The sequence below is a fragment of the Kosmotoga sp. genome, assembly GCF_982836095.1.
Genome location: NZ_CEYIHJ010000024.1, coordinates 1,400 through 12,070, shown reverse-complemented (window position 1 = coordinate 12,070; position 10,671 = coordinate 1,400). Strand labels below are relative to the sequence as shown.

General features: G+C 39.3%; 10 protein-coding genes. 2 read left to right on the top strand and 8 right to left on the bottom strand.

What is annotated here, in order from left to right:
• Positions 1-32: 32 nt before the first annotated feature.
• From rd to AC3LHT_RS03010, 3 genes are read right to left on the bottom strand one after another with little or no spacing between them, the layout of a single operon-like run.
• Positions 33-191 carry a rubredoxin gene (rd, locus tag AC3LHT_RS03020; protein ID WP_290646581.1) on the bottom strand — a complete coding sequence of 53 codons (159 nt, stop codon included), beginning with the start codon at positions 189-191 and terminating at the stop codon, positions 33-35.
• A 57-nt stretch (positions 192-248) separates the two neighbouring features.
• A complete protein-coding gene (locus AC3LHT_RS03015) occupies positions 249-635 on the bottom strand; it encodes a desulfoferrodoxin (protein WP_488661933.1) in 387 nt (128 codons plus the stop codon).
• A 2-nt stretch (positions 636-637) separates the two neighbouring features.
• Positions 638-1,153, bottom strand: a complete 516-nt coding sequence (locus AC3LHT_RS03010; RefSeq protein ID WP_290646578.1) for a ferritin — start codon at positions 1,151-1,153, stop codon at positions 638-640.
• Between the two features lie 226 nt (positions 1,154-1,379).
• On the opposite strand from AC3LHT_RS03010, the gene AC3LHT_RS03005 reads away from it, so the two are divergent.
• Together AC3LHT_RS03005 and AC3LHT_RS03000 are read left to right on the top strand one after the other, a co-directional pair.
• On the top strand, positions 1,380-2,114 hold the full coding sequence (locus tag AC3LHT_RS03005) for a cytochrome c biogenesis CcdA family protein (RefSeq protein ID WP_290646576.1): 735 nt from the start codon (positions 1,380-1,382) through the stop codon (positions 2,112-2,114).
• A 20-nt stretch (positions 2,115-2,134) separates the two neighbouring features.
• On the top strand, positions 2,135-2,839 hold the full coding sequence (locus tag AC3LHT_RS03000) for a thioredoxin family protein (protein WP_488661932.1): 705 nt from the start codon (positions 2,135-2,137) through the stop codon (positions 2,837-2,839).
• A gap of 86 nt (positions 2,840-2,925) precedes the next feature.
• On the opposite strand, the gene AC3LHT_RS02995 is transcribed toward AC3LHT_RS03000, so the two are convergent.
• Genes AC3LHT_RS02995 through AC3LHT_RS02975 form a run of 5 tightly spaced genes read right to left on the bottom strand, consistent with a single transcriptional unit; the run spans position 2,926 to position 10,634 of the window.
• Positions 2,926-3,480 carry a macro domain-containing protein gene (locus AC3LHT_RS02995; RefSeq protein WP_290646572.1) on the bottom strand — a complete coding sequence of 185 codons (555 nt, stop codon included), beginning with the start codon at positions 3,478-3,480 and terminating at the stop codon, positions 2,926-2,928.
• A complete protein-coding gene (locus AC3LHT_RS02990) occupies positions 3,461-4,792 on the bottom strand; it encodes a replication-associated recombination protein A (protein WP_488661931.1) in 1,332 nt (443 codons plus the stop codon). The genes AC3LHT_RS02995 and AC3LHT_RS02990 overlap by 20 nt, the downstream gene beginning before the upstream one ends.
• Entirely contained in the window at positions 4,755-5,699 is a 945-nt protein-coding gene (locus AC3LHT_RS02985) for an SDR family oxidoreductase (RefSeq protein ID WP_488661930.1), read from the bottom strand. Before AC3LHT_RS02985 ends, AC3LHT_RS02990 begins: the two co-directional genes overlap by 38 nt.
• Before the next feature lie 24 nt (positions 5,700-5,723).
• A complete protein-coding gene (locus AC3LHT_RS02980; protein WP_290646566.1) occupies positions 5,724-6,341 on the bottom strand; it encodes a uracil-DNA glycosylase in 618 nt (205 codons plus the stop codon).
• Positions 6,342-6,350: 9 nt separating this feature from the next.
• A complete protein-coding gene (locus AC3LHT_RS02975) occupies positions 6,351-10,634 on the bottom strand; it encodes an LptF/LptG family permease (RefSeq protein WP_488661929.1) in 4,284 nt (1,427 codons plus the stop codon).
• Positions 10,635-10,671 lie beyond the last annotated feature (37 nt).

Here is a 10,671-nt window from a genome sequence, read left to right as displayed (position 1 = left end):
TTGACTTTTGAGATCATTATCGGTAATAGTAATCATTCAAGAGGTTCAAAATCGTCTTTGCTTGCCCCACAAAGTGGGCAGGTCCAATCTTCGGGGATATTTTCAAAAGCCGTCCCGGGGTTAACCCCATTATCAGGATCGCCAGCTTCAGGATCATAGATATAGCCGCATACGGTGCATCTGTACTTCATTTCATCACTCCTTTCGTCCAGCCAAACCAAATTGGGCTTGAGAGATTGGAATTTAAACTACAGTTTATTGACCCACAATCCATGAAGGTTGCAATATTCCCTTGCAACAACCTCTTTCCCTTGCGGAATTTCAAATGTTACTTCAGGAGATTCTCCCGGCTTAAGTGTTTTTCTATGAACAACACCATCTACTATTAGCTCTATCCATTCTATATAATGTTTTTCTTCCATTGGGTGCAAAACATTTTCACCCACTTTAACCAGATATCTGCCATTTTTCCATACTACGAATGGAACATGTTTTTCAACAGAAGTATCTGAGCTTTTCTCTTCAAAGAGTTTCATTGGTTGGCCACAGCATACGAGTTCCCCTTGACCCTCGTGAAGAACTTCAACAATGTTTCCGCAAATTTCACATTTGTACACTTGCCTTCTTTCTGTCATTTTCATACCCCCTCTTGTATTAACGGAACGTATTTTCTCTGAGCAAGTTCGTTATCGATCATGAATATCCCATTTTTGCTGTCTCCGACAAAATTCAGCTTATCAATTATTTCTCTGTCATTTTCTTCTTCTTCAACCTGCTCGTTGATATACCACTGGAGAAAATTGTATGTGGCTCTATCTTTTAATTCTTCAGCCAGATCCACGAGTTCATTTATACATTCGGTAATGTGTTGCTCATGCTTCAAAGTTTCTTCAAAAGCATGAAGTGGAGAGTCCCATATATGCGGTGGTTCGTTGATTGTAAGCAATTTGATATCAGAGCCTTGTGACAACAAATAGTTATACAACTTCATGGCATGATCTGTCTCTTCTTTGTATTGAACCATCATCCAATTTGCGAATCCTTTGAGACCAATTGAATTGAAATATCCGGACATTGACAAATACAGATAAGCAGAATAAAGCTCTTCGTTTATTTGCTTATTTATAGCCTCCTTCATTCTTTCTTTCAGCATTTTAATTCACTCCTTTCATAAAAATAGGTGTTCATAAACAATAATATACATATAAGCCATTACAGCAAATAAATCTACTAATACCTATTGTTTTTTAATTATACCATATTGCTAAGAATATACTAATATTTAGAAGCATTCTATTATAGAGTGTTGAACCCATAAGGCATTTTTGTTGTCTTAGATGTATAATAAATATTATTAGACCTTACAGGGGAGGGGTATAATGAATGAATTTACTACGGTAGCAACATCGCTGGTTGGAGGTGCCATTAATCCAGTGGCAATTCCATTGATTAATACTGCTGTTTCTTATGGAAGCGCTTTCTTAGGTGGTCTTTTGTCCTTCTTTTCACCATGTGTTTTACCGTTAATTCCGATTTTTTTTGGAGTGTTAATGGGATCAGCCAAAAAATCTATAGATAGATTTTGGAAAGGTGTTTTCTTTACCCTTGGGATGTCAATTTTCTTTTTTCTCTTGGGCACAGGTGCAGGAGGCTTGGGACAATTTATCGGCAAAAACAGGCAGGTAATGAACTTCATCTCAGGTGGGCTTTTTGTGCTTTTCGCTTTCCTTTATTTGTTTGAAATTGGTTTTAAGGGTGTAAAAGTTAACGTGTTTAAGTTTCGTGGTGGAATGATTTCAGCCTTTTTGCTTGGGTCCGTTCTTGGGATGATATGGGTACCATGTGCTGGTCCAATACTCGGATCTATTCTGGTTCTCGCTGCAAATCAAAGCACGGCTGGACAAGGTGGGTTGCTATTACTTGTGTATTCTTTTGGACTGAGTATTCCTTTTCTGACATTAAGCGGTTTTGTCGCGAAACTCACTTCAAGGCTTACTTTCGGAGGCGAATCCAGAACAAGAAAAGCGCTTCGTTTCGTGGTTTTCATTTTGCTCTTTACAGCAGGAATACTCACTATGTTTGATAAGCTGAACTTGCTTCAGTTTTCATTGTAAAAAATTATGGAGGTGAACGGATGAAAAAAACAATATTTTTTCTTGTACTAATAGTGCTTGCGGTTTCAGTTTTTTCCTATGATGGGGTTATTCATGATTTCGACACAGGTATGAAAATCGCTAAATTAGAGCAAAAACAGCTAATTGTGATGTTTTCAGATCCGGGTTGTTATTATTGTAATCTTTTTACCAAATCTACCCTATCAGATGAAACCGTGGGGAGACTCTTAATGGCTGGATATGTGTTTGTGGAAATTTATCCTTCAAACGAAAAGACGGCGACTCTTGAGATTCAAGGGAAAGAGGAAAAGCTGACCTACAATGAGCTTTATGCTGCTTTTGGTGTCAAAGGAACACCAACTTTCTGGTTTTTTGATGAAACAGCAACTCCGGTAACAAGCCTGCCGGGATATTCGAAACCCGATTTTTTTGTAAATGTACTCAGGTTTCTCGGCGAAAAGGCTTATAAGAATGGCATGTCTTTTGCAGATTATACCGCGCAATCCCATGATTATATGGGCACACATGTAGTCTTAAATCTCTCAGAAGAAGATGCACAGTATATTACTGAAAACGATCCATTAGCTATGAATTACAGCCCAAAGGTGACCTTTGATCCATTCCGTATTTGGATTACTGCTGATTCGGAAATAGCCAATGAGCTTATCACCAAAGGGGCTTTCCGTGTGATTTTAGTCGATTCGCCCAGTTCAAGCACAAACTAAACACAAAAGCTATATAAGGCGATGTCTGTGCCGTTGGGACATCGCCCTTTTTGTTGATAAGCGCAAAAGAGAGTTATGAGAAAAAACTATATATTAAAGTATTCCTGTGATATTTTCTCAAAAACCTCTGTGGTTGGTTTGTCAATGTTGCAAGCCCGAATAAGTGCCACTGTAGTTTCGGGATACTTTTCGAAATAATCTTTCACAGCCCGGAAGAAGGCACGTGCCGATATTTCCTTCGGAACGCCAAAGATTCCCGATGAAACAGCTGGTATGGAAACGGTTTTGACTCCCAGCTCGCCGGCCTTTTTCAAGACGTTCAAAAAACTCAAGTAAAGGTTATCCTCTACCTCTTCTTGTCCGTATTGCGGCCCGTGCACATGAATAACATATTTCGCGTGAAGTTCTCCAGCTCCTGTAACAGCAACTTCTGAAACGGCTAATGGGCCACGATCTCTCACAATCTTGTCGCTCTCTTCCTGAATAATTTTTCCGCCAGCTCTTACAATTGCTCCCGCGACCCCGCCTCCATGGCGCAAATAAGCATTTGCAGCATTTACTATGGCATCAACTTCTTCATGAGTGATATCTCCCTGCACAATTTGAATTATCTTCCCGTTTTCAAGTATTATGCTTTTCATTTTTATCCCCCCTGTATCTCTTTAAACCTTTCCACAAAGATAAGAGCCGTTCTTTTACCTTTCTCTCGTGCCCGGTATTACCGGGTTCATAAAAAACCATTTGTGATAGTTCTTTGGGTAAGTACATTTCCCGGGTAAAGCCCCCTTTGTCGTGGGGGTATTGATAGTCTTTGCCATATCCAAGCTTCTTCATCATTTTTGTAACCGGATTTCTCAGCTTTAATGGTACGGGAACATTGGGTTTTTCTCTAATTACTTTAAAGGCAGCGTTTCTGGCACGAATTACAGCGTTGCTTTTCGGTGCGATAGAAAGGTAAATTGCAGCTTCGGTTAAATTCAGTGAGCATTCTGGAAGGCCAACCTTCTCCACGGCCTGAAAAGCTGCATTGGCTACAACTAATGCCATAGGATCCGCGAGTCCGATGTCCTCTGAAGCAAAAATAATCATCCTTCTGGCAAGAAATTTTGGGTCTTCTCCGCCTTCAAGCATTCTAAGCATGTAGTAAACAGAAGCATCTGGATCACTACCGCGCATGCTCTTAATAAATGCCGAAGCGAGATCATAGTGTTCTTCGCCCTTTTTCGTATATCTTCCACCGGGAAGTACGGAAAATTCCCGCAGGAATTCTACGTCGATTGCTTTTCTTTTAAGAGCATGGGCAGTATCACAAAGCGTATCAAGTAAATTCAAGGCTATCCTCGCATCGCCTCCTGCGCTTTCCGCAATTACCTTAAGGACTTCCTCTTCGATATTAAGATCGTATTCCTGGATAATCCTGTCTTTGTGTATTGCCTTTTCAAGCAATTTAGTGAGATCTTCAGTTTTTAGCTCTTTAAGAATAATAAGCCTGCATCTTGACAAAAGTGCGGGATTGACTTCAAAGCTCGGGTTTTCCGTTGTTGCCCCTATGAGTATGATTGTTCCTTTTTCGGTAACAGGTAGAAAAATATCCTGTTGAGCTTTGTTCAGACGGTGAATTTCATCGACAAAAAGAACCATTTGGGTTCCATATCGCTTCAGCTGTTCAGCCCTTTGGAATAACTGTTTTAACTCTCCTGTTCGCTGTGTTGTTGCGCTGAAATAAAGGTATTCATGATTATCAGGAAGGTTTTTTTCTATCAGGTGCCCAATTGTCGTTTTTCCAGTTCCAGGAGCACCATAGAGTATCATTGAAAAGAGTTTTCTCTTTTCCAGTGCTTTTCTTATGATTCCATTTTTTCCAGTCAGATGATACTGGCCAACAACATCATCGAAATGTTCAGGCCTTAATCGCTCACTGAGTGGTTTCCAATTTGTTTCTGAAGAACTCAACGGTCTTCACCAACCCATCATTTAACCTCACAGAAGGTTTCCATCCCATGAGATTCTTAGCTTTTTCCCAGCTTAAGATGGACTTTCTCAAATCTCCTGGCCTTGGATCGGCATGAATAGGTTCTTTTGAATAACCTGTTGATTTTTTCAAAGCTGCGAAAAGCTCATTTACAGAGGTTCCTACGCCTGTACAGATGTTGACAACTTCATTTTCAAGCTTTTCCATTGCAAGGAGATTGGCGCTGGCAACATCTGTGACATATACATAATCTCTTATGTTTTCACCATCTCCAAAGATTATCACTTCATCATCTTTGAGCATCCTTTCGGAAAATATAGCTACTACTCCAGCTTCCCCGTGGGGGTCTTGGCGTGGTCCATAAACATTCGCATATCTCAATACAGCGTATTTTAAACCATGCTGATAATTGTAAAACCTCAGATAGTTCTCAACAGAAAACTTTGCAATTCCATAAGGAGAAATTGGCTTTGGAAATTCATTTTCTGACGTGGGTATCTCCGAGACATCATCACCATAGATAGCTCCACCAGTGGATGAGAAAATGAATTTTTCAACACCATATTTCACAGAAAACTCCAGCAGCTTCAGTGAACCAATTATGTTTATGCGCGCATCTTCAATGGGGTCTTTCACAGAATTAGAAACGCTTATTTGTGCAGCCAGATGAAAAACATACTTTGGCTTATGAAGCATGAAAATCTTTTCCATCATTTCGTCATCTGTAATGTCCTGCTGGTAGAAAAGTGCTCTTGGATCGAGGTTCTCAATTTTCCCGGAAGAAAGGTTATCGACTACGATTGGCATGATGTTTTTTTCTATCAAAGCATTTACGACATGTGAACCTATAAAGCCCGCGCCTCCAGTTACCAGTATATTATCTGCCATGATATCTCTCCTCTCAATTTTTAATCACAAAGAAATTTCTTCTCCTCTAAGGGCTTGATCATACATTTTCTTTACTTTCTTGATGTCTTCCCATGTTAGATATTTTGGTGAACCCGGAGTTCTCGATGGATTTCTCAACAAGTAACTAGGATGGAACATTGCAAAAATCTTCACCCCCGGGTACCAATCAAAAAGCTGCCCCCGACATTTTGTGATGGCCACTTTTTCATTTTCCAGAAAGAAAGAAAGGGCTGTCGCGCCAAGGGTTACTATGAGTTTTGGTTTAATGACTGCAAGCTGGGAAAGCAGAAAAGGCGAGCAGGATTTCATTTCTTCGTAAGTGGGAACACGGTTTTTTGGTGGTCTGCATTTTACGATATTTGTTATATAAACATCCTCTCTCGAAAGATTAACCGACTCAAGAATCTTTGTGAGTAATTGTCCGGCTCTTCCCACAAAGGGTCTCCCACTGGCATCTTCATCTGCTCCGGGGGCTTCACCAACGAAAACCACCGGGCTTTCCAGTGAACCTTCACCCGGCACGGCGTTTGTTCTCTCCATACCAAGGGGACATGCAGTGCATCCCTCAATCTTTTGGCTTATGGCTATCATGATTTCTTTCTTTTTAACGTATTCTGTCATTTTCTCACCTCAGAATTTAAATTTGAAATAAGGATTTCCTTCTTCCAAGCCAAGCACGAGATATTTATCCGATAACGCTTTTATATAATACTTTATGCCTATCATTTCCAGTACATCGAAAAAAGAAGTTCCTGAGAAATTAAGCCTGAGAATTCCTTCAACAGCCATACAATGTAAATCTAAATACAACGGCTTTGATTTTCCATACAAGGCATCCCAATCAATACTGTCCAAATTAGCACCTATTTCGAGATAGTTCTCATCGCCAAGATGGAAGCTCAGATGTTTGAGAAGGGAATTGCCGAGACTTAAATCATTGATATTAAACTGAAACTTCTTTGTCTCCTCGCTAACAGATAGTTCCATTGATATCCCGTAATTCTGGATCCCCTTTCCCGTTCCATATAACAACTTTTTGTTTGACAAATATAACCTGTTTACTCCCCCACTTATAGTCCATATATCGCTGGAGGTAACGGCTTTTTTTATAGCCACAAAAAGTTTTTCAGCCTTTAGCCTATCAAATTCCAAAGTTTCAGCGCTTAACACAAAAAAACGCCCTTTGCCGGTGCCGAATTTCTCTGAAAAATAGCTGTCAGGGAAAGGACGGCTAGTAGTGAAAGTTGCATCAGCAGTCATAAAATCAAGCTTCAACCCTTTAACATCGAAATATCCCGTTTTCAACCTTTCGAAGTTAAATCTAATTCTTTCTGGCCAGCTTTTATTTTTGTAAGTAAAGGGATATTCCATGTTAAAGCTTATCATCAGCGCTTTCGAAAGCTCAAGGTCTAACCCAATGTTCATGGGATTATCTTCAGCCTTAGTGGAATCTGGAGAAAGCTGCCATTCAAAAGAAAAATCGATTTTCTTATCGTTATCTTCAAAACTAACTCTTTCCGTATTTTTAATTGTTCCGATTTTCTTTTCAGTCCAGGAATAGTTTGAACTCGTTTTGTGTGAAATCATATCGTATTCAAGGCTCAATTCAAAGTTCGTTTCACTCGCTTTTAAGGAATCAAAAAGAGTTTCTTCGTTGTGTTTGAGTTCTAACCCCTTGATGGGAACAATTCCTTCAGTTTTTAACTCGCCTGTTCCGAAAAGAGAAGCATCAGGAGAATATAGAGCATCAAAATTCAAGTCTGTTTCGTACTCAATGTTGAGAAATTTTGAATTAACTTTTGAGCCGAATTTCCCGGGGCTTTTCAAATCTCCGTTTTTCAAATCAATTGAGGGATTGTACTGAATATATGTACTAAAAGAAGCCGAAGGCGAATAGCTTAGCTCGTTATTAAGTGAAAGCTTTGGTATTCCTTTAGAAAAACCATCGAGAAGAGCTTCTGTCTCAGTGGCTTCAAAGTCCATTGTATATGAAGTGCTTAGATTCATAATATATTCGAAGTTTCCAAAGTCCCGGTTCAGAAAGGGGATATTCTTAGATAAAGTGGTCTTGTTTTTCATATACCAGTTGCCACCGTAGAAAGTACTGTAATTCATATCAGATATGATATCAAACAAGCCAGAATAGTTCAGTTTAATTGGATCAATCCAGAAGAGCTTTTCATTGGGATCTTCATTGGCGCTGTTGAAGTTAAGAGCATAGTTCCCGGAAAGTTTGAAGTTACCATTTTTGCTCTCTAATGAAATGCTGTTTCTACCTACACCTTTTTTGGAAACAGGTGTAGATATCGTGATATTCCCTTCTCCAAATGTGCTGAAAAAATCTCCCCTACTGGAAAAAATTCCCCATTTGAAATGATAGCTACTTAAATCAAGCTGAAATTCGTCCATATTTTCAGGCAAAAGAAGTGAAGTCGCTGAATTTTCCTGGGCCGTAGCGCTTGAAGAAATGGTAAAAGCAAGTTCCTTTAATTCAAAATCAATATTATGAAAGCTGAGTTTGGTCGTAGACATACCGGCACTGCTATTTAGGTAGTATTTTAGTTCCTCCTCAATAGAATATTTTCCGAGTTCAAAGGAAATGGCGCTGCTTCTGCTTAAGGCTTTGAAAGAACTCTCTGAATAATTGAAATTCACCGGAAGTTCTAAATCAGCAGAAATGCCCCACAATTGTGTGGATACATCAGTTTCAGCGTATACACCAAAATTTCCAAGCACAGAGCTTTTTATTTTAGCAGTCGATGGAGATCGGTAATCGAGAGCTCCAAGATACAGTTTTCCTTCTTTCAGCAGTTCAAATGGGGTTACCGCCTTTTGCCTTTTGTTGACCGTTCTATATCCGAATATTGATTGTTTAAACGGTTTTTTTAATGCATCTGACGGAGTCCCATCCAAATACAATCCACCGAGCGACAATGTGCCATCTATTTCAGGCTTTAAAAGCACATATGCACCAAGGTCATAACCTCCAGCAGTTATGTTTTCACTGTATTGGAGAAGAGCAGTAAGCCCTCCCAAATCAGTTGATACGTCACCCATGAGGTTGAAAAAATCCGCGCTGTTCCTCCAATTTCTCTCCCATGAAAAACTCACTGTTAGCCAGTCTAATTTCAGATACCTGAGAGTAATAGTTGTTTTACCCTCGCCAATGGAACTGAGATCTATTTGAAAAGGCCTTCTAGTTGGGTCGTCAAGACGAAAGTAATACCACGGAAAATAAAAAACGGGAACATCGAGTATCTTCATCACAAGGTTCTCAACTTCGAGATATTCTCCTGGTTTTAGCCTGGCAAAGCTGACATTAAAACTGTAATGCGGCTTTTTGCGATCACAAGTCGTGAATGAAGAATCATGAAATGTTACGGTTGGGGTTGTTTCAGCTGTGGCTTCTATGTAATCTCCCAAAACGAAAAAATCTACATTTTTAGCCTCATTTGAACCGGTTTCAGGGATTTTTATTGCAGTTTTCATGTAAGCTTTGAGTGCTTGAACCATGCCCAAATCTAACTCCAAAATGGCGCGTTCGGAGAAGATCGTATTTTCTCCTGTTGATATTCTGACATTTCCCCAAAATCCTATTGAAATAGGTGTCTCCCCTCTTAAAAGAATAGAAGCGTTTGAGGCTGAAACGGTGATGCTGGTGTTTGTGCTGTTGTAGGTAAGCTGTACACCATGAGTTAGAAGCACTTCATCGCTCTTACCTGTAACAACCCCGGCCGAGAGCTTTAAATTCCCTGCATAAAGTGTTGTTGAAGCACTTAACAAAAATACAATAACGCTGATTTTAAAAAATCTACCGAGGAATTCACTGAGTCTATATGAAGCTCTTGTATCAATGAGTGCAAAGATTATTATTCCAAAGGCGGTGAAGAGTATGTTGGGAATCCATGGAGCGAGAACGGGATTAAACAGATTTTCCTTCCCCATAGCACTCAACCAAGCACCAGAACCCTGATAGATGACCACAAGAGCAAAAGTGAGTATAACAGACCACGATCTGGATTTTAAATTCAAAAAAAGTGAAACAGGTACGCCGAGAAGAACTATAACAAAGGGAGCCAGAGAATTTGACAGTTTTTCTTGAAGAGCAACTTGAAGAGAAGCAGTATCAACACCGAGCTTGTTGAAGCTTGCGATTTTCTTTTTTAACTCTGAACTCGTCATTTCTCTGGGAGACTTAGAACTTCTTATGTATTGGTTAATATCTTGTTCAAACTCAAGCTCAAGAGAATCGAACTTCATATCAAATAGCAAAAAACCTTTTGAATCTGTTTCAAAAATACGTCCATTGTGCATAATCCATTTGCCGGATTCTTTTGAAGCGTTTTCAGCACTGATTACACGGGTTTTACCACTGCTGAGATCGTATAATAGGAGTTTTTGAAGCTCACCAGTTTCAGGATCTATTTTTTTTATGTAGAGATATCTTCCCCTTCCATCTTCCATAAAAGCGTTTTCCTTAAATGTAACCTCGGGTCTCTTGTAAACATACTTTGATATTGCTTCAGATGCTTTTCTGTTGGCAATAGGGACAATGAAATCATTGAAGCTATAAGCTGCAAAGCAAAGCACCATTGAAAATATGATAAAGGGAATCACAATGCTTTTCAAAGTGACCCCATGAGTTTGGAGAGCTATTAATTCATTATCTGATCTCATTCTTGAAAGTGTCCAAAAAATAGAAAGAAGAACTCCAACAGGAATTCCAAGAACGATGAAATAGGGCAGGTTATAATATATTAGAATAAACAATTTATCTATTCCCACTTTATAGCGTACAATGAGATCTGAAAGTTGATAAAGTAATTCCAGACTGACAAAGAGAATAAACCCTCCGAGCCCGATAAAAAATGACCCCAACGATTGTTTAATAATATATTTGATCAGAATTCTCATTGGAATTCCCCCACCTTATTTTTTCAAACTTTCGAAT

Coding starts and splice junctions, on each gene's coding strand:
- rd (WP_290646581.1), bottom strand. CDS start 191: ATGAAGTACAGATGCACCGTATGCGGCTATATCTATGATCCTGAAGCT.
- AC3LHT_RS03015 (WP_488661933.1), bottom strand. CDS start 635: ATGACAGAAAGAAGGCAAGTGTACAAATGTGAAATTTGCGGAAACATT.
- AC3LHT_RS03010 (WP_290646578.1), bottom strand. CDS start 1,153: ATGCTGAAAGAAAGAATGAAGGAGGCTATAAATAAGCAAATAAACGAA.
- AC3LHT_RS03005 (WP_290646576.1), top strand. CDS start 1,380: ATGAATGAATTTACTACGGTAGCAACATCGCTGGTTGGAGGTGCCATT.
- AC3LHT_RS03000 (WP_488661932.1), top strand. CDS start 2,135: ATGAAAAAAACAATATTTTTTCTTGTACTAATAGTGCTTGCGGTTTCA.
- AC3LHT_RS02995 (WP_290646572.1), bottom strand. CDS start 3,480: ATGAAAAGCATAATACTTGAAAACGGGAAGATAATTCAAATTGTGCAG.
- AC3LHT_RS02985 (WP_488661930.1), bottom strand. CDS start 5,699: ATGGCAGATAATATACTGGTAACTGGAGGCGCGGGCTTTATAGGTTCA.
- AC3LHT_RS02980 (WP_290646566.1), bottom strand. CDS start 6,341: ATGACAGAATACGTTAAAAAGAAAGAAATCATGATAGCCATAAGCCAA.
- AC3LHT_RS02975 (WP_488661929.1), bottom strand. CDS start 10,634: ATGAGAATTCTGATCAAATATATTATTAAACAATCGTTGGGGTCATTT.